The organism is Granulicella sibirica, assembly GCF_004115155.1.
Lineage (GTDB): Bacteria > Acidobacteriota > Terriglobia > Terriglobales > Acidobacteriaceae > Edaphobacter > Edaphobacter sibiricus.
Map to the genome: position 1 here is coordinate 757,365 of NZ_RDSM01000003.1, position 18,324 is coordinate 775,688.

General features: G+C 60.7%; 15 protein-coding genes and 1 other RNA gene. 7 read left to right on the forward strand and 9 right to left on the reverse strand.

What is annotated here, in order from left to right; translation table 11 throughout:
- Position 1: 1 nt before the first annotated feature.
- The 5 genes from GRAN_RS19790 to GRAN_RS19805 form a co-directional block, all read right to left on the reverse strand.
- Entirely contained in the window at positions 2-1,198 is a 1,197-nt protein-coding gene (locus GRAN_RS19790) for a serine hydrolase domain-containing protein (RefSeq protein WP_128914750.1), read from the reverse strand.
- A gap of 69 nt (positions 1,199-1,267) precedes the next feature.
- Complete coding sequence (locus tag GRAN_RS25600; protein ID WP_161571069.1) at positions 1,268-1,426, reverse strand: hypothetical protein; 159 nt, start codon at positions 1,424-1,426, stop codon at positions 1,268-1,270.
- Positions 1,413-2,036 (reverse strand): hypothetical protein, encoded by a 624-nt coding sequence (locus GRAN_RS19795; RefSeq protein ID WP_128914751.1) that lies wholly within the window; start codon positions 2,034-2,036, stop codon positions 1,413-1,415. The genes GRAN_RS25600 and GRAN_RS19795 overlap by 14 nt, the downstream gene beginning before the upstream one ends.
- 49 nt (positions 2,037-2,085) lie before the next feature.
- On the reverse strand, positions 2,086-3,180 hold the full coding sequence (locus tag GRAN_RS19800; protein ID WP_128914752.1) for a pectinesterase family protein: 1,095 nt from the start codon (positions 3,178-3,180) through the stop codon (positions 2,086-2,088).
- 51 nt (positions 3,181-3,231) lie between these two features.
- Positions 3,232-5,013: a MutS-related protein gene (locus tag GRAN_RS19805; RefSeq protein WP_128914753.1), complete on the reverse strand. Its 1,782-nt coding sequence runs from the start codon at positions 5,011-5,013 to the stop codon at positions 3,232-3,234.
- Between the two features lie 42 nt (positions 5,014-5,055).
- Here GRAN_RS19805 and ffs point away from each other — a divergent pair.
- Positions 5,056-5,153, forward strand: an RNA gene (gene ffs, locus GRAN_RS19810) — signal recognition particle sRNA small type.
- Between the two features lie 40 nt (positions 5,154-5,193).
- Here ffs and GRAN_RS19815 read toward each other — a convergent pair.
- Both GRAN_RS19815 and GRAN_RS19820 read right to left on the reverse strand, forming a co-directional pair.
- Positions 5,194-5,526 (reverse strand): hypothetical protein, encoded by a 333-nt coding sequence (locus GRAN_RS19815; RefSeq protein ID WP_128914754.1) that lies wholly within the window; start codon positions 5,524-5,526, stop codon positions 5,194-5,196.
- 9 nt (positions 5,527-5,535) lie between these two features.
- On the reverse strand, positions 5,536-6,087 hold the full coding sequence (locus GRAN_RS19820; protein WP_128914755.1) for a GNAT family N-acetyltransferase: 552 nt from the start codon (positions 6,085-6,087) through the stop codon (positions 5,536-5,538).
- 152 nt (positions 6,088-6,239) lie between these two features.
- Here GRAN_RS19820 and GRAN_RS19825 point away from each other — a divergent pair, with 152 nt between their 5' ends.
- The 6 genes from GRAN_RS19825 to GRAN_RS19850 all read left to right on the forward strand — a co-directional run bounded on the left by GRAN_RS19825 (position 6,240) and on the right by GRAN_RS19850 (position 16,129).
- Positions 6,240-6,602, forward strand: a complete 363-nt coding sequence (locus tag GRAN_RS19825; protein WP_277751234.1) for a PadR family transcriptional regulator — start codon at positions 6,240-6,242, stop codon at positions 6,600-6,602.
- Positions 6,602-9,265 (forward strand): ABC transporter permease, encoded by a 2,664-nt coding sequence (locus tag GRAN_RS19830; protein ID WP_128914756.1) that lies wholly within the window; start codon positions 6,602-6,604, stop codon positions 9,263-9,265. The genes GRAN_RS19825 and GRAN_RS19830 overlap by 1 nt, the downstream gene beginning before the upstream one ends.
- 75 nt (positions 9,266-9,340) lie before the next feature.
- On the forward strand, positions 9,341-11,065 hold the full coding sequence (locus GRAN_RS19835; protein WP_128914757.1) for a RecQ family ATP-dependent DNA helicase: 1,725 nt from the start codon (positions 9,341-9,343) through the stop codon (positions 11,063-11,065).
- A gap of 84 nt (positions 11,066-11,149) precedes the next feature.
- Positions 11,150-13,231 carry a M13 family metallopeptidase gene (locus GRAN_RS19840; RefSeq protein ID WP_128914758.1) on the forward strand — a complete coding sequence of 694 codons (2,082 nt, stop codon included), beginning with the start codon at positions 11,150-11,152 and terminating at the stop codon, positions 13,229-13,231.
- Between the two features lie 310 nt (positions 13,232-13,541).
- Positions 13,542-14,771 (forward strand): lactonase family protein, encoded by a 1,230-nt coding sequence (locus GRAN_RS19845; protein WP_128914759.1) that lies wholly within the window; start codon positions 13,542-13,544, stop codon positions 14,769-14,771.
- 116 nt (positions 14,772-14,887) lie between these two features.
- Entirely contained in the window at positions 14,888-16,129 is a 1,242-nt protein-coding gene (locus GRAN_RS19850; RefSeq protein ID WP_128914760.1) for a lactonase family protein, read from the forward strand.
- Positions 16,130-16,268: 139 nt separating this feature from the next.
- Here the strand turns inward: GRAN_RS19850 and pyrH are convergent, their stop codons facing one another.
- Together pyrH and GRAN_RS19860 are read right to left on the reverse strand one after the other, a co-directional pair.
- Complete coding sequence (pyrH, locus tag GRAN_RS19855; RefSeq protein ID WP_128914761.1) at positions 16,269-16,973, reverse strand: UMP kinase; 705 nt, start codon at positions 16,971-16,973, stop codon at positions 16,269-16,271.
- A 62-nt stretch (positions 16,974-17,035) separates the two neighbouring features.
- Positions 17,036-18,121, reverse strand: a complete 1,086-nt coding sequence (locus tag GRAN_RS19860; protein ID WP_128914762.1) for an MlaD family protein — start codon at positions 18,119-18,121, stop codon at positions 17,036-17,038.
- Between the last annotated feature and the right edge of the window lie 203 nt (positions 18,122-18,324).

Here is an 18,324-nt window from a genome sequence, read left to right on the forward strand (position 1 = left end):
CTCACTTGTTTTTCTGCCCGAGGACGACTCCGGCCGGTGTGTAGCCTTCCCACTCCCACGGCGTCACCGTATCGCCGAGGATCTTCTCGAGCAGCGTGCGGAACGCGTACTCGCCATTCTCGCTGTTGGTGAGGATCACCATGCAGTCGCCACGCTGCCGGAAGCAGATCATGTAGTTCTGCGCGCCGTCCCCGTGCCCTTCCTTGAAGAACGCCGGCCCGAACTTCGTCCCTGCCAGCAAGCCCCACCCGAGCCCATACGACAGCCCCACTGCCTGCCCCTCGGTCCCCTTCGTATCCACAAGCGTAGGGAACTGGTGCAGCGTATTGATCGCCACCTGCGGCCGAAACATGTCCGCCTGCGCCTTAGCCGACATCACCCGTCCGCCCATCAGCCCGTCGAGAAACCTGCCCATATCGACGATCGTCGTCACCATCGAGCCCGCCGCTCTCGCACTCGCGCGGTGCGAAGGTCCAAGGCTCACGCCCTGCGGATCGTAGCCGTTCGCAATGTTCGATGCGAAGCTGTCCTGCCATACAAGCGAGGTGCGCGTCATGCCAAGCTGACCGAAGATGCGCTCGCCCATCAACTCCTGCAGCGGCTTGTGCATCCTCGTCTCCACCACAAGCTGCAGCAGGTTCATCCCCTCGCCCGAGTACCCAAATCGCGTCCCCGGTTCCCAATGAATCCGCATCTTGTGGTCAGGCTCAAGCTGCAAGAAATTCGCAAGCCCCGAAGTATGCGAGAGCAGATGCCGTGCCGTGATCCTGCGCCACCGTACATCTCCGGCCAGGTCTTTGTAGCGGTCAAACTGCGGCAGCGGCTTCCCGAGGTACTGCCACACCGGCTTGTCGAGATCGATCATGCCCGCATCGACAAGCGTCATCACGTACGAGGCGAAGATGCTCTTCGTAAACGATGCACCCCACATTACTGTATCGAGAGTCATCGGCTGCTTCCCGGCGACATCCCGCAGCCCGAACGCGTCGCTCCAGACGACCTTGCCCCCGTTCAGCACAGCAATCTGAGCCCCGGTCACGTGGGCATCCGCAAGTGCCTTGCGGGCGATGGACGAAGCCTTCGAACCGGATATGGTTGAGCCGTCCAGCCTGTGAATGCGTGCCCTATCCTGCGCGCTGGCTGCATCCCCGCAGATCAGCCAGGACCAAAGGCACAACAGGAACAGGCGCAACCCCATGTTTCTCATGCACCAAGCATAACTGCCGGTCGCATCGCCATCCAGCGGCGGCTCATGAATCTACGGGGTTTAGTGTCCAGCAGCAGCGCTTTCCACCGTCGGCGGCGTCTCGTCGACCACCTTGTAATTTCCCGGAACCGCGAAGGTCGAAGGATCCGGTTCATGTCGATTGACCTCGGTTACCGCGACGTACTGCGTCCCCGAACGCGCATCCTCATGCTTGATCACCAAGCTCCGGCGAATACCAGTACTCGTCCGAGATCACCACTTCTTTGCCTGTGCCGCTCATCGTCGCGGATAGCGAGCGGCTCTTGCGAATTCCCTTCATGGGAACGCCGCTGACCTCCTGGGTCCCAAGATCCTGGTCTGGGAGATCGGGCGTAGGCTTCGGACGATTCGGATTCGCCGATGGACTACGTGGCGGAGGCAGGTACGTCTCCCGTGCCAGCCGTGTCATCGGTGCGGTAAAGATGCTGAGCCGCGTCGCCGGATCGTAGATGTGTCCCGAGACCAGCGGCGGATCTCCCTTGAACGACGCCGGTACGAGCCGTCTGCGCTCGTTGTAGATGCGCCCGCTCGAGTCTCGCGCGATGTGGTTGATCGTCGTCCGGGTCACCGACGTGCCGTCCGGCAGCACCTGCGTCGAAACGATATCCACCTTGGCCGTAAACGGGGCGCCCGCTACGGGCGTGACGTAGATCCCGGGAATATGAATCTCCGGTCCACGGTAGTCTGGAGGCATCTGCGCTCCCGACTGCGGACCAGCGTTGACCTGCGCCATCGCGAACGGAACGGAGAGCAGGAGACCCAGCGGAACCATCGCACGAATCGTCATCATCGTGTGCCTCGCAGAAAGAATAACTCACCATGTGCAAGGTGGGCGCCGGCTAAGGGAGCTTTGCCGCTTCAGCCTCGGGATCCCAGTTGTCCCGCCCGCGCAGAAAAGTCTTCGTCGCGAACGGTCGCGCCTGAGCGTCGGTAAGCTGGTGCGACCAGCTCACACGATCTTTCGCGGATGCCCCAGGCCCCGAACTCTTGTACTCGGCGAAGAACGCCGTTGTCTCGTTTGATTCCTTGTTCCAGTTGTTCCATCCCGCCGAACTCAGATCGGACGGGAGAGACGTATTCAGGTACACCACACGCGCATATGGTCGCCACGGCCGCCCAAGGTAAAACGACCCCTGCGACGAGGCCGAGGACCGGGACCCGGACGCCGGGTTGTTGCTGTTACTCGCACGCCGCCCACCCAAATCCGCCGCATCGTTAACTGTCGAAGACACCCGCGAGTTCGCAATCACAAATCCCGTCGTCTCACTCGGCTTGATTCGGGACTGCGCCGTCAGGAACCCAGGCGACAGAGCGTGAATCTCCGAGTGATCGAAGACCGCCGTTGCATCCCCGAAGATGAAGTCCACGCCACCCGCGATGTACGAGCCCGTATAGTACTGCCGCCCATAGTCGGCAAACAGCGTGTCCTGATGCCCCAGGAACCGGCAGTGCTTGAAGATCGCCCGGTCTGAACGCACCGCGACCGCGACCGCCTGCCCCGTATTCCCCGCGCTGTTCTCAAACGTTATATTGTCGGCCTCGAACTCGTCCCCATTCACCTCGACGGTTTGGGTAAAGTAGGTTCCGCCCGCCTGATTCGCGTTGAGCGAGTTCGTAATCACCACATCCGAGGGTGACGACCCCATGCCGATCAGCGTCATCCGTGGCCGGTTCTGCGTCACAATCACCCGCTCCCGGTACTGGCCCGGATAGATGTGAACGAACACCCGCCCCGTCCCCGCGTCTGGAGCATGGTCCATCGCCATTTGGATCGTCGGGTACTCAGTTGTCGACTCGATCCCGGTCTTCACATCCGGGCTCACCCGCACATGCACATCCGCGTCGAGCGCCTTATGAGATCCGTGCTTCTGAGCCGTCGCGGTAAGACTCACAACCAGGAGAACCAGAGCGACAGGGAGCACGGAGCGCAGCATGCGAAGAAGGTTAGTAGATATCAATCACTTTGAGCAAGGTGGTTGGACCATTCAAGCGCTACCCAGATTCAACAGCCGCAAAAATGCGAGCGCATTTGTCCTCGTATTCACTCCCGGCTTCAGCACGTAATCGAATGCCAGCGGGTCGTCGAGATCCGGACTTGCCATATGCACATTCACCCCACGCCGTGGGTCCGTAGCGAGCGTCGTCAACGCAAGATCATGCGTCGAAAGCGCTCCAATCGCACCGGTCGTCAGCAGCTCATCGAGAACGGCTTCCGCCGCCGTCAGCCGGTCAGATGAGTTCGTGCCGCTGAAAAGCTCGTCGATGAGGAACAATGCCGGTGACCGCCGAGCCATCAGCAGGATCTCCCGAAGCCTGTGCACCTCCGCCAGAAACTTTGACTTTCGCTCAGTCAGCGAATCGGTCAGAGCGAGCGAAACCCCAATCTTGAGCGGACTCAAACGCGCCCGCCGCGCCGGAACCGGGCACCCGGCCCGCGCCAGCACCACAGTCAGTCCAATCGCCCGCAAAAGCGTCGACTTACCCGCCATATTTGACCCGCTGATGAGATAAAAGCGCTCGCCCGCGTTGAGCGAAATATCGTTCGCGACCGCATTCGGGAGCAACGGATGCGTCATAAGCGTAGCTTCAAACGTGGCCGGTTCTTCCGCTGAAAGCATCTCCGGAAAGCAATTCTCCGGATGCTCGAAGGCATACGTCGCCAGCGCAGAGAGCGCATCGAAGCTGCCGAACGCCGCGATCCACCCGCGCAGTGCCCCGCCATGCAGCCTCTTCCACCGGTCAATCCGAACCGACGCATGCGTCCCCGCATTCACCACGAGTCCCGGAAGATAAAACAACTCCGTCTTCCTTTGCTCCACCACGAAGAGCTGCTTCTGCAAGTCTGCTAGCGCCTCATCCGCTCCGCCACAGCTCTCCTGCAACCCGACCAGATGCCGCGCCGCAGAGTTCTGCTTCCGCAGCAGAGCAAGGCCATCTCGCAAAATCTGTACCTGCCCCGGCAGCGGAGCCGTCGCCTCGAGAATTGGCAACACCTTCGCCCGGTAGCGAAGTGCCACCGCCGCCTGCAGCCCTAAGACAGCTGCCAAATTTGGCAGAAGCGTATCCAGCGGAAGCCGCCCGGCCAACCAGGCCAACAGAAGCAATCCCGCAAAGCTCGAAGTCACATACAGAAGCGGCCGAAGCAGCGAAGGAAACTCCGCCGCCGGCTCCGCCAGCCAGTGATCGAACGTCTCCGGCGCGGTCGGCTGAAGCGCGTTCGAGCCAAGCATGGCCAGTTCCTGCCGTAACTGTGTCCCCGGTGCAAGCTCCCGGATCGCCTCCTGCCGCGCCAGCGTCTCCTCCCGACTCGGAGACACCAGAAGACTCCCAGCCAGCGCCCTCTGTCCCCATCCCGTCCGGGTCGTCGCAAGTGTGGCAAACAGAGAATCACGCCCCAGGATATTCAGGTCGCGGTCATAGAGGTGAGCCGGATCACGAAAGACCTCACCTGTCTGCGGCTGCTTCGCAGGCTGATGCGTCACTCGCGCAACCCCCGCCTCATAGAGCGCAATACTTCGCGTCAGTCGCTCACGCTCTCGCCGACTCTTCAAGAAGGGGAAGATCAGCCCAATTGCAGGTACTGCCGCTAACCCAACCGCCCAGCCCGGAAGAGCATGCCGAAAGGCCCCAACATTTGCCCCGGCAAACAACAGCACAGCCACCGTCGCCCCAAGCAAAAGGCGATCGTGATAGCTCTGGTTCTGTCGATGTCCGGCGTCGAGTTCTGTCAGGCGCTGCTTGTAGAACGCTTCGGGGGATCCGGCCATGGGGTAGGTTCAGCAGGGGTTACGGTGTTATTATCACTCTTGTGCCGGGTCCTACGCGACGTAATCCCGCCAACCCCGCCAGGTCCGGAAGGAAGCAACGGTAACGGGCTAGTATGGGCGCAGTAGGTCGCCCGGTACACTTCCCCACCCACAATTTCTCGTCCAGGCTGTACGTGGAGGCTACTTTGTCAGCGAGATGACAAAGCCCCCTGCCACGATCAGCGATCCGCCGATCAGAATTCCCGTGGATGGCGTCTGCTTGAAGAACACCCACGACACAGCCTGCGCAATCAGGAAGAAAGACACCACATACAGCCCAAGCAGCCTGCCGAAATCCCAGGGCGGGGCATTGACCGTCCAGCCGTAGGCGAACAGAACGATCGCCGCCAGGCCAAACAGCCCCAACCGATGCCAGCCTGCCCTGGCGTGCAGCCCGTGCCGGACCAGGGCATCTCCACCAGCCTCCAGGGTCGCAGCGAGGATCAGTACGAGAATCGCAGTCGCTCGAGTCATGGGCCTGTTCTACCCCTGCCCAATCTGAACCAGGCCACCGCTCGACGAGCGTGCAGCCACCGGCCACGCTATAGGAGGCTCCCCGGCTACCATCGCAATCTCGTCGCAACGCTCGCGCCGCGCGCAATGGACGCAATCCTTCGCCACCTTGTCCCGCATGCTCGCGAGCGGAACGGTGTGGAATCCATAACGCGCGAAGAACGAAGGAATGCGCGTAAACAGGCAGGCGCGCTGCGTTCCGGAGTTCCTCACGTCTTCTAGGACGCGTTGAAGCAGCATGCCTCCGGCACCAAGCCCACGTGCCTCAAGCCGTGTCGCGATCGACCGGACCTCCGCGAGATGTGTGCCGTAACGATGGATGGCGGCGCACCCAAGAAACTCTCCCCCGTGCGTCTCCGCCACGAAAAAGGAGTTGATATGCGCCTCGATCTCGGCCTGAGGACGCGGCAGGAGCGTGCCATCGCCCGACAGACTCTGAATCAGACGGAAAATGTGAGGGGCGTCGGTCGGGGAAGCGGAACGGATAACGGGGCGGGGACAAAGCGAAAAGCAGCGGTGCATGGCGTACCTTCTCTACTCTTCTATTAGGCACCAGCACGTATCAGGAAGGCATAAGCATTGATTCAGCGTGCGGAAGCATGCCGCGATTTTCCTGTGGCGCGGCCACAGGTCTTATGGCACACTGATGTGGCGTCGCCACAGGAGTGCTACCGTTGCCTGATTCAAGACCCGATTCCAAGCTCGATCTCCTCCAGGGAACCCTCGAACTCATGGTGCTCCAGACCCTCGCCACCATGGGCTCCCTCCACGGCTACGGCATAGCCCGCCGCATCGAGCAGGTCAGCGGCGACGAGGTCCTCATCAACCAGGGCACCATCTACGCCTCGCTCGTCCGCCTCCAGCAGCGCGGCTGGATCTCGGCCGTTTGGGGAACCTCGGATAACAATCGCAAGGCGAAGTACTACGCCATCACTGCGGAGGGTCTCGGCCAACTCGCCAAGGACTCCGCCTACTGGCTTCGGCTCGCAAGCGTGATGGAGCGCGTACTGGCCATGCCTAAAGAAGGAGACGTCTGATGGGCGCGATGCGCGAGGCGGTGGCACGGATCAAGTCCTTCTTCGCGAAGGAAGAGCGCGACGCGGATCTGGAAGCGGAGCTTGAAACTCATCTCGAACTGGCAGTGGAGGACAATATGCGCGAAGGCATGTCGGCGGAGGAAGCGAAGCGTCAGGCGTTGATCCGTTTCGGCGGCGTTCAGCAGGCAAGGGAACAGCAGCGCGTGGCTCGCGGCCTCCCCTGGCTCGACGTCCTCCTCCAGGACCTCCGTTACACTCTCCGCACTTTGGGCCGAGAACGCGCGTTTACCATCGTCGCCGTGCTCATCCTCGGCCTCGGCATCGGCGCCAACGTCGCCGTCTTCAGCGTTGTCGACACCGTTCTCCTACGCCCGCTGCCGTTCGCCCAGCCCCAGCAACTCGTTCGCATCCTCAGCAAGAACATGAAAGGCGGCGAGTCGACCGCAACCTTCTCCACCGACGCCGTTCAGGAGATTCAGGACCGCAACAAGTCCTTCCAGTCGATCACCGGCTACTTCGCCTTCTCCGGGCCGGATAATCTCAAGCTCATGGGCAACGGCCAGCCCAAGCCGGTCACCGAGCTCGATGTCATGGGCAACTTCTTCACCACCCTTGGCGTGCAGCCGATCCTCGGCCGTCTTTTTACTCTGGAGGAGACCCTGCAGCACAGCCGCCCCGTCGTTGTCCTCAGCTATAACTTCTGGAAGCGCCAGTACGGCGGCAAGCCCGAGGTCGTCGGGCAGGTCATCCGCCTGAACGATGTCCCAGTCACCGTCATTGGTGTCCTCCCCGACACCTTCGACTTCGGCTCCGTCTTCTCCCCCGGTGCGAGGATGGATATGTTTGGTCCCGTCATTCCGCAGGATATCCGCGAAGAGGGCAACACCATCGCCCTCGTGGGCCGTCTGAAGCCCGGCGTCACCATGGCCCAGGGCCAAGCCGAAGCCGACCTGATCTTCCCCAAGCTCGAGTTTAACGTCCAGCATCCCGAGTACGGCAGCGCTTACACCGCCCGTTTCCTCGAACTGAAGGACTTCGTCAGCGGCAAGCTCCGGCGCTCGCTCATCGTCCTTTGGTGCGCGGTCGGCATGATCCTGCTGATTGTCTGCGTTAACCTCTCGAACCTCCTTCTCTCCCGCGCCGCCGCGCGCAGCAAGGAGTTCGCCCTCCGCAGCGCACTTGGCGCCGGACGCGGTCGCCTCGTCCGCCAACTCCTCACCGAGAGCTTCGTCCTCTCTAGCGCCGGAGCCCTGCTCGGCCTCGCGATCGCTTGGTCGCTCGCCGCCTATCTCGCCCACCAGGGATCCATCGCGCTTCCTCTTCTCTCGAGTGTCCGAATCGACGGAATCGCCCTCACATGGACCGTCCTCATCGCGATGACGACAGCACTGATCTTCGGCCTAGTTCCCGGCATGAAGATCGCTGCTGGAAATCTGCAGGACGGCCTCAAAGATGGAGGTCACGGCTCAGGCACGGGCGCAAAGCGCGAACGGCTGCGCTCGACACTCGTCATCTCCGAGGTCGCCCTCGCCTGCATCCTTCTCGTCGGTGCGGGCCTTCTGCTGCGCAGCTTTATGAAGGTGCTCGACGTCGATCTCGGTTTTGAGCCGAGCCGGGCGGCGGCGATCAGCGTCGACATGAAGCCGATTCCCAGGACCGCCGACCGAAAGACATTCGAGACGATCCAGTGGGCCCAATGGCAGGAGGTCGTCCACCGCGCCGAAGCTCTTCCCGGCGTCGAAGCGGCAGGCATTGCCGACAGCCTGCCCATGAGCCGGAACCGCAGTTGGGGTGTCTCCGTCAAAGGCCGCGAATACAAGAAGGATGAGTTGGAAGCGACGTTCGTCTATATCGTTTCGCCCGGCTATATGAGAGCCATGGGACTCCACGTCCTCAAGGGCCGCGACTTCACTTGGGAGGACGGACCTTCGAGCGACGGCGCGATCCTCATCAACGAGACAATCGCGAAGCATCTCTTCCCCGGCGAAGACCCGCTTGGCCGCATGGTGCAGGCCGGTGGCGATGACAAGCGGGTGATCGGCGTCGTCGCCGATATGCGTGAGACCAGCGCCGAGGGCGATGCCGGCTGGCAGATGTATCTGCCCGCTTCGCAGGACGGCCCCGAAGGGGCGCAACTCGTTATTCGAACGAAGCTCCCCCAGGCTGCTCTCTCGGCTACCCTCATGACGATGCTCCGCCAGATCAACCCGGATCAGCCCGCCGTTGAGCTCAAGCCTATCCAGAACCTCGTCGACCACGCCACCTCGCCGCGCCGTTTCTTTGTCTATCTCGTCAGCGTCTTTGCCGCCTTGGGACTCTTCCTCGCCGCGCTCGGTATCTACGGCGTGATCTCCTACTCGGTCACCCAGCGCACCCAGGAGATCGGCATCCGCATGGCGCTCGGAGCCACTATGGCCCGCGTCAAGTGGGACGTCATTGCCACGACCCTCAAGCTCGCCGCCATTGGCATTGTGCTTGGTACCGTCGGCTCCATCGCAGCTTCGCACCTCATCTCCTCGCTGCTCTTCGGCACCGAGTCCACCGATCCCGTCACCTTCCTCGCCATGGTGCTCGTTCTCGGAACCGTAGCTCTCCTTGCGGGCTACGTCCCGGCCCGCCGCGCTTCTCGCATCGACCCTATGGTCGCCCTGCGGAACAACTAGCCAGTCATCTCTAATGAGATCAAAGCGGAAGCGCCCCGACGCTTCAGCCGGGGGCTTCCGTGCATCTGAAACGAAATGCGTTCGGGCACAAAGCAGCACAGTTCCGCCCCACCGGACAAGCACTCGATCCCGTGGGACAACATACTCCGCGAAGCCAAACAGCGCTTCGGCATTAAGGCTTTTCGCTCTGGCCAGCGCGAGGTGCTCCAAAGCATCTTCGCCGGCCACAGTATCCTCGCCATCATGCCCACCGGAGCCGGCAAGAGCCTCACCTATCAACTACCCGCGATCTTTCTGCCCAGGCCCGTCCTCGTCGTCTCTCCCCTTATCGCCCTCATGCAAGACCAGCAGGAAAAGGCCGAAGAGGCTCACATAGCCGTCGACAAGATCGACTCGTCGCTCACATCCCGTGAGACGGCAGTCGCCGAAGACCACATTGCGCACGGCCGCTCCCAACTCATCTACGTCACGCCTGAGCGTCTCCAGAATCAAGACTTCATCGCCTCCCTGAAACACGCCGGAGGCATATCCCTCTTCGTCGTCGACGAGGCCCACTGTATCTCACAATGGGGCCATGACTTCCGCCCCGCCTTTCTCACCCTTGGCGATGCCCGCAAGGCCCTCGGCAATCCACCCATCCTCGCCCTCACCGCAACCGCAACGGATGCAGTTGTCACGGAGATCCTCGAAGTCCTCCACGCCCCTGACGCGACCATCCTCAACGCCGGAACCGAGCGCGAGAACCTCTCCTTCGCCGTCCACGCCACCGTCAACAACGATGCCAAGCTAGCCCGCATTACGAGCATGATCGACGAGGAGAACGGCGGCTCTGGCATCATCTACACGGCCAGCGTCCGCTCGGCCAACGAACTTCACGACTGGCTCAAGGAGCATGGGATCGCCGTCGGCCACTACCACGGCAAGATGCCCATCCGCGAGCGAGAGCGCGTCCAGCAGGCTTTCATAGAGGGCGTGCATCGCGTCATGATCGCCACCAAGGCCTTCGGTCTAGGCATCGACAAGCCTGACATCCGCTTTGTCTACCACTTCGAGTTCCCGGACTCGCTTGAAACTTACTATCAGGAGGCAGGCCGCGCTGGGCGCGACGGCCTGCCCAGCCGCGCCGTCCTCCTCTTCCGGCTCGAAGACAAGCGCATCCAAAGTTACTTCCTCGGTGGCCGCTATCCGAAGGTCGCCGAACTCGAAGACGTCTTCCGCTCCCTCGATGCCGCCGACGTAAAATCCATCGCAGGGAAATCGGGAGTAGGCCTCCGCCGCACCCAGGTCATCCTCCATCTACTCGGCGAATTGAAAATCATCCGCAAGACCCGCAAAGGCTACGAAGCCGCCGACCTCCCAACCACTGAAAAGCTCGAACAGATCTTGAAGGTCTATACCGACCGCGCTCATGAGGACAAAGAACGCCTTTCGGAGATGATGCTCTACGCCGAGTCGACCCGCTGCCGTGTGCAGATGATTCGTGCCTACTTCAACGAGCCCGCAGGTGACCCCTGCGGACGCTGCGACAACTGCAGCGACGGCAAGTCAGCCGAGCATTCCGTAGCTGAACTCCAACCCGTCATTACCAGAGTCGAGACGTTCACCGGCCCCATTTTCACCACCGCCCCTGAAACGCTCCCCGCCCCATTCGGACTCAATCCTGTCCAGGTTGGCACCTCCGTACTCCACAAAAGCTTCGGCCCAGGCAAGGTTCTGGACCTCCACGGAACCAACGCTCTCGTGCGTTTTGAGAAGGCTGGAACGAAGCGTCTGCGAACCGATTTCCTCTCCCCCGTCTGACCCCTGTTACCCGGCTTTCATGTTGTATCGTTCAAACACAAGGTTTCCAGAGCGATTGACCCTCAGAGCCTTTTCAGGAGATCTATGCGCCTCAAGGTATTATCCTCTCTCTTCCTCCTCATCAGCGGGCTCTGCCTCGGCCAGTCCATCGTCTCCGCCGACACCACACCCTCTGCTCCGACGAAGGAACCGAAGAAGCCTATCAGCTTCGATCTCAACGCCATCGACAAGACCGCCGATCCCTGTAGCGACTTCTTCCAGTACGCCTGCGGCAACTGGGTCAAGGCGAACCCCATTCCCCCCGATCAGACCCGCTGGGGCCGCTTCAACGAACTCGCCGACCGCAACCTCTACACTCTCTACCAAGACCTCAAGACGGCCGCTGACGCCCCGAAGACACCTCTCCAAAAGAAGTACGGTGACTACTTTGCCGCCTGCATGAACGAGGATCTCGCAGACAAGCTCGGAGCCAAGCCCGTCCAGCCTGAGATGAACGCGATCGCCTCATTTACCGACAAGAAGGCCATCGCCGCTCTCGACCTCGAGTTGCAGAAGAAGTTCGCCAGCGAAGCCTTCTTCGGCGTCTACGTCAGCCAGGACCAGGTGGACTCCACCAAGCAGATCCTCGCCACGAACCAGGGCGGCCTTACCCTCCCAGACCGTGACTACTACCTCAACGACGACGACCGCTCCAAGAAGCTCCGCGAGCAGTACGTCGCCCACGTCAGCAAGATGTTCGAGCTCCTTGGCGACACCTCAGACCTGGCTGCCAAGGAAGCAGCCGATGTTCTCCGTATTGAGACCACACTTGCCAAAGGGTCGATGGCCCGTGTCGACATGCGCGACCCCGCCAAGCGCTACCACATCATGACCGTCGCCGAGATCCAAGCCCTCTCGCCCGACTTCGACTGGCAGAAGTTCCTTGCTGGCATGGGTGTCGGTTCCGCCCCTACCCTCAATGTCGCCTCTCCCGGCTACGTCAAGGCAGCCAGTGACGTTATCGAGAACGAGAGTATCCCCGCGATCAAGAGCTATCTCCGTTGGCACGGCCTCCACGGTGCCGCTCCGATGCTCTCGAAACCATTCGTCGACGAAAACTTCAACTTCTTTGCCGCGACCCTCTCCGGCCAGAAAGAGCAGACCCCCCGCTGGAAGCGCTGCACACGCCTCACTGACTCCGCCCTTGGCGAAGCCGTCGGCCAGGACTGGGTGAAACAGAACTTCCCACCCGACGCCAAGGCCAATATGGAGAAGCTCGTCGCCGCCCTCGAGCGCGCTCTCGCCGAAGATATCCGCACCATCGGCTGGATGGGCGATGACACCAAGGTCGAAGCCCGCAAGAAGCTCGACGCTTTCCGCCAGAAGATCGGCTACCCCGAGAACTGGCGCGACTACAGCAAGCTCACCGTCCAGCGGGACGACCTCCTCGGCAACTCCGAACGCAACGAGATCTTCGAGAACAACCGCGATCTCGCCAAACTCGGCCAGCCCGTCGACGAGAAGGAGTGGGGCATGACGCCTCCCACCGTAAACGCCTACTACAGCCCCTCGATGAACGACATCAACTTTCCTGCGGGCATTCTCCAGCCGCCCTTCTACGACAACAACGCGGACTCCGCGGTCAACTTCGGCGCCATCGGCGTCGTCATCGGCCATGAGATGACCCACGGCTTCGACGACCAGGGCTCGAAGTATGATCCCCACGGCAACGTCCGCCAGTGGTGGACCGCCGACGACAAGAAGAAGTTCGACGAGCGGACCGACTGCGAAGCGACCGAGTACTCAGGCTTCAAGGTCGCCGAGGGCCAGAACCTCAACGGCAAGCTGACCCTTGGCGAGAACACGGCGGATAACGGCGGCATCCGCATCGCCTTCCAGGCTCTGCAGGAAGCCATCGCCCAACCCGACTCCAATGCCCTCGCCGGCTACACTGGCGGAAAGAAGGACGGTTATACCCCGGCGCAGCGGTTCTTTGTCTCCTTCGCCCAAGTCTGGTGCGGTAGTCAGACCGAGCAATCCGCCCGCGTCCTTGCCCGCACCGACCCCCACAGCACAGGCGAGTGGCGCGTCAAAGGAACCGTGCAGAACTTCGAGGAGTTCGGTAAAGCCTTTGGCTGCAAAGTGGGCCAGCCCATGATGCCTCAGAACGCCTGCCGTGTCTGGTAGCCCCTCTACCGGAAAGCGACGGGCGGGCTTCGGCTCGGCCGTCTCACTTAAATTCTTCAAAAAGCGCGACTGGCAGCGACCAAACGCGTTCAGCCCCGTCTATCGACCATCGAACCAGTGCGGGGGAGTTGTATGCCGGTTCGATCCAAGGCTACGTTTCGCTCAAGTGTCTGCTTTTCAGGTCGCATAGGGCACACGGATTGGCGCAAAGTCACGTCTGCTTCTACAATCGGAAGAAGGAATATCCCTACAGAGTTGCTCGCAGCACAGCACGGCATCGGTTTGCCGTCAGCGAGGATGAAGGAACCGCATGAAGTTGAGCAAGATCGGCCGTATTTCTATGGCCTTCGTAGCATCCGTGGCAATGGGCCTGGGTATGACGGCCTGTGGTGGTGGCACAATCGGTTTCATGTGGGTTCTGGGAACCCAATACAACCAGATTGCCGGATTTAAGATCGACGACTTCACCGGGAACCTGACCGCGATCCCGCACTCTCCGTTCGCGTCCGGCGGGACCAACCCAGTCATGCTCGCCGTAAAGCCCGGTGGACGCTATGTCTACGTGATCAACAAGGCGACCGGGACCAACGGGAACATCTCCGAGTTCAGTGTAGGCGGCGACGGCGTGCTCACCTTCCAGCAGAGCTACAGCAGCCAGGGCAATACGCCTGTCTGGCTCGCGGTCGATAGCGGCGGAAACTTCCTCTATGTCCTCGATCAGCAGGCTCCCGCTCTCACAACCACTGTGAACGGCGTCACCACGACGACCGCGCAGACTGTCGGCGACATCACCGTCTTCGCAATCGCGGCCGACACGGGCCGTTTGACCCTGGTCACCAACCAGCAGTCGCTCTCCTCGACGGGCGTGCAGAAGACCTACTTCCCGGTTGGCGGGTCGCCCACCCAGGTGCGCGTCACCTCCGGCGGATGTCTCTTCACCGTCAACTCTGCGGATCAGACCATCTCGCCCTATCAGACCAACTCGAGCACGGGCCAGCTTACCCTGACCACAAACTCGACCATCACGACGTCGGCGCAGAGCATCTCCTCGATCAACGTATCGGGCAGCAACGTCTATCTGACCGACACGGGTGCGAATCAGATCCTGCCTTACACGGTAGGAACCAACTGCGCGCTCAACACGGCGAATGGTGGCGCGGTCAATAACCTCGCCCTCACCTCCGGTCCGACGCAGATCCTGGTCGACTCGACCAGCAAGTACCTCTACGTGATCAACCAGTCGACGACCAACTCGCAGAACGCCAACAGCACCATCTCGGCCTTCACGATCGACGCCACGACCGGCAAGCTTCAGGCGCTGGCCGATACGAACAACCCGTACTCGATCGGATCGGGTCCGGTGTGCCTCGCCGAGGATCCGACCAACCAGTACATCTACACGTCCAACAACACCGATGGCACGGTGACGGGAAAAATCATCGATAAGAACACGGGGAAACTCTCGGCTCTGCGGGTGAACTCGACCTTCCCAGCGACCGGTCAGGCTACGTGCCTGGCGATCAGCGGAAACGTCAGCTAACCCATCTGCGGAAGCGGCTTGCGTGCGGGGCAGATACTTGCCTCGCACATCAGCTCTCAAGAGACATAAAAAGATCACGACGGGCGCGTATTCAGCGCCCGGGAATCAGGAAGCGCATGAAGTTGCATACGATAGGCCGGGTTGCGAAGGCCTCGATTTTATCCCTGGCGATTGGTCTCGGCATCACGGCTTGCAGCCGCGACTACACCCTCGCGTACCTCTACGTTACGACCGCGAAGGCCAACCCGGGACTGATCAACGCGTACAACGTCGACTATCAGTCCGGTGCGCTCATCCAGATCGCCGACTCCCCTATCCCTTCGGGGGGCAAGAACCCAGTCGCCATCGTGGCGGCCCCGAACGCTAAGTTCGTCTATGTCGTTCATCGCGACGATTCCACTGTCGTTGAGTTCGCTATCGGCACCGATGGTAAGCTCTACGCCCAGCACACTTATAACGTCACTGGAAGTTTCCCTGTCGCCGCCGCGATCGATCCCACCGGGACGTTCCTGTATGTGGCATTCCTCTACCAGTCTGGCTACACGACGGCGTCGCCCGGACCTGGCGGAGTCACCATCTTCCCCATCGGCTCGGATAACAGCCTCGGTACCCCTGTCACGACCAACGGCCTGAGCTACCAGCCTGTCGGCAACAACCCGATTGCGATCGTGGCCAGTCCCTCGCTCGCCTCGAACGCCGCTGCTCGTTACGTCTACGTGGTAGATCAGGAGACGACAGGCAACTCGACTATCCTCGGCTTCAACCAGAACACCACAACTGGAGCCTTGACCCCCAACGCGGGAACCTCGATCACCACGGTGAACGCTACGACGGTCGCCACCGGAACCAAGGTCGGTGTCCTCCCGAGCGCAGTTGCGGAAGATCCCACAGGTCGCTTCGTCTATGTGACGGATCAATCGCTGAATGAAGTTTTCGGCTTCGACGTCGAAGCGGGCGGCGTCCTGCAACCGATGGTGAGCAGCCCGTTCTCGACCGGCCTCTTCCCGGTTGGCCTCACGATTGATCCTCGTGGAACCTATCTCTATACCGCCAACTACAACGCGAACACGGTCTCTGCCTTCGTGATCAACACGTCAACCGGATCGCTGACTGCGTCCTCCGGTTCCGCTTCGATCGCCGTTGGCACCGGCCCCACCTGTGTCACGATTGAGCCCGCCCGCGGTATTTACCTGTTTACTTCAAATAACTTGGATAACACGGTAAGCGGGGAGCAACTCAACCCACACAACGGCGGCCTTACAAATATCCAGAACACCCCGTTCACCGCGAGCGGTCTCCCGAGCTGTGCCGTGGCGGTAGCCAACGGTTCTCATCCGACCCAGGCGATCGACAACTAAGCCTCGCCCTTGGCAGGCAAAAGCCCCGCAGATGCGGGGCTTTTGCTTTGACCACTGATTCTGCTTCTCGTATCAAACCCGATACCAAACATAGAAAGGGAGCCTCAAAGGCTCCCTTTCAGACGCAAGCAGAAAGCGGCTAGGGTGTCACAATCGTCCCCAGCTGCTCTCCACTGATCACCCGCGCGATATTCCCCTCTTCGCGCATGCTGAAAACCATCATGGGCATGTTGTTATCCCGGCAGAGCGACACCGCTGTTGTATCCATCACCTTCAGCTCAAGCCGCAGGATGTCGTTATACGTCACCGTTTCATACCGTTTCGCGGTCGGGTCTTTCTTCGGATCAGCCGTATAAATTCCATCCACGCTCGTAGCCTTCAAAAGGATGTCGGCCTTGATTTCCATCGCCCTCAGGCTGGCCGCCGTGTCGGTTGAAAAGTAAGGATTTCCCGTGCCAGCCGCGAAGATCACGATGCGACCCTTTTCCAGATGTCGCATGGCCCGCCTGCGAATGTAAGGCTCTGCCACCTGGTGCATCTCGATCGCCGACATCACCCGGCAGAACAGCCCGAGCTTCTCGATTGCGTCTTGCAGCGCGATGGCGTTGATCACCGTCGACAGCATGCCCATGTGATCGGCGGCCACGCGATCCATATCGATCGCCTGCTGCGCGACGCCACGGAAGAAGTTTCCTCCCCCGACGACGATGCCGATTTGGCATCCAAGTGCGTGAACAGTGGCGATTTCGGCGGCTACTTTATGGATGAAGACCGCATCGATACCGAAGCCGGCACCCGCAGCGAGGGCTTCTCCGGAGAGTTTGAGGAGGACTCTTTTGTACATGTCAGGTCTAAGTATCGCATGCCACAACAAGGTGGAAGGACCAATCTTCTGGCGTGCGGCTACTAGAAGATCTTGAGGTGGATCGTAAGGTACTTCTTTGGGTCGGACCGGATCGTTGTCACCAGGTTCGTGCTCTCGGTCAGCAGCTTGTTCAGGTTCGTATAAGCCGCATCGTCTGTGGCAAGCTTACCCAGCGTGCCCCGGCCCTGGCTCACACCAGCGACCAGCGTATTCACCTGCGTCAGCGTATCGTTCAGCGAGTCGCGGAACTTTGGATCGTTCAGAAGTAGCGCCGCCGCGCCCTTGCCGTTCTGCGCATCGGCCATCAGAGAGTTCGCACGTGTCAGCGTCTGGTTCAGGTTGTTATAGAGCGTTTCATCCTTCAGTAGCTTGCCCGCCGTGCCCTGCCCGTTGTCAAGTGAGTTCGCGATGTCGCTCAGTTTTGCAACCGTGCCGTTCAACCTGTTGTAGAGTTCGTCGTCGTTGATGAGCTTTCCGACAGATCCGTGGCCCGAGTTCAGGTTCTTGGTCAGCGTATGAAGCTCGTCAACCGTGGCATTGGCCTTGTTATACAGATCGGGGTTGTTGATCAACTGCCCAACAGACCCCTTGCCCGAGGATAAGTTATCGACGATGGTGTTCATCTTCGCCAGGATGACATTCAGTGTTTCGATCGTGCCCTGGCTGGCCTTCACCACATCCTGCAGGTTCGGCGTCTCGAGCGTATGGAGTTCGTCTCCATCCTGAAGTGGTCCGCCGGTTGAGAACTGGCTGTTGAGGTCGACAACCGTATCGCCCAGCACACCCACCGTCGTCAACGCGGCCTTTGAATCCTTATGCAGGCTCGACTGGTACTTGCTATCGAGCTTCATGATCACTTGGACGGGGGTTAGTTTGCGGTCCGGCGTCGCCACGATCCGGACGCTCTTCACCGTTCCGACGGTCACGCCCTGGAGATTTACTGCCGCGCCTTCTTTCAGTCCGGCCGCATTCTCGAAGTACGTCGTCACCTCAAGCTTGTGCGACGTAATGCCCATTCCCGAAGAACTCGTCATCAGGAACAGAAGCGTGACCAGCACGACGGCCGCTACCAGCACGATAATCCCCACCTTCAGTTGCGACCATCGGACCTCGTGCTGACTGGGCATTTCCTCTCCTGGCGTCAATCAATCAAAACACTGTGTGAGCGCGGACGAACAGCGCGACATCCAACAACCGGTTCGTGGAGCGGAGTCGGTCCCAGCATACCATCCGGACCTCCCGGAAAAGCCGCCTTCGCACACCCAAACCGGGTCCTATCGCCTTGCAACTGAACCGTATATCGAGTGGATGCAGAAAGAGCTCCCCGGGC

What these genes read in the sequence shown, in the direction of transcription:
- GRAN_RS19790 (WP_128914750.1), bottom strand. Translation starts at nt 1,198, where the DNA reads ATGGGGTTGCGCCTGTTCCTGTTGTGCCTTTGGTCCTGGCTGATCTGC.
- GRAN_RS19795 (WP_128914751.1), bottom strand. Translation starts at nt 2,036, where the DNA reads ATGATGACGATTCGTGCGATGGTTCCGCTGGGTCTCCTGCTCTCCGTT.
- GRAN_RS19800 (WP_128914752.1), bottom strand. Translation starts at nt 3,180, where the DNA reads ATGCTGCGCTCCGTGCTCCCTGTCGCTCTGGTTCTCCTGGTTGTGAGT.
- GRAN_RS19805 (WP_128914753.1), bottom strand. Translation starts at nt 5,013, where the DNA reads ATGGCCGGATCCCCCGAAGCGTTCTACAAGCAGCGCCTGACAGAACTC.
- GRAN_RS19815 (WP_128914754.1), bottom strand. Translation starts at nt 5,526, where the DNA reads ATGACTCGAGCGACTGCGATTCTCGTACTGATCCTCGCTGCGACCCTG.
- GRAN_RS19820 (WP_128914755.1), bottom strand. Translation starts at nt 6,087, where the DNA reads ATGCACCGCTGCTTTTCGCTTTGTCCCCGCCCCGTTATCCGTTCCGCT.
- GRAN_RS19830 (WP_128914756.1), top strand. Translation starts at nt 6,602, where the DNA reads ATGGGCGCGATGCGCGAGGCGGTGGCACGGATCAAGTCCTTCTTCGCG.
- GRAN_RS19835 (WP_128914757.1), top strand. Translation starts at nt 9,341, where the DNA reads ATGCGTTCGGGCACAAAGCAGCACAGTTCCGCCCCACCGGACAAGCAC.
- GRAN_RS19840 (WP_128914758.1), top strand. Translation starts at nt 11,150, where the DNA reads ATGCGCCTCAAGGTATTATCCTCTCTCTTCCTCCTCATCAGCGGGCTC.
- GRAN_RS19845 (WP_128914759.1), top strand. Translation starts at nt 13,542, where the DNA reads ATGAAGTTGAGCAAGATCGGCCGTATTTCTATGGCCTTCGTAGCATCC.
- GRAN_RS19850 (WP_128914760.1), top strand. Translation starts at nt 14,888, where the DNA reads ATGAAGTTGCATACGATAGGCCGGGTTGCGAAGGCCTCGATTTTATCC.
- pyrH (WP_128914761.1), bottom strand. Translation starts at nt 16,973, where the DNA reads ATGTACAAAAGAGTCCTCCTCAAACTCTCCGGAGAAGCCCTCGCTGCG.
- GRAN_RS19860 (WP_128914762.1), bottom strand. Translation starts at nt 18,121, where the DNA reads ATGCCCAGTCAGCACGAGGTCCGATGGTCGCAACTGAAGGTGGGGATT.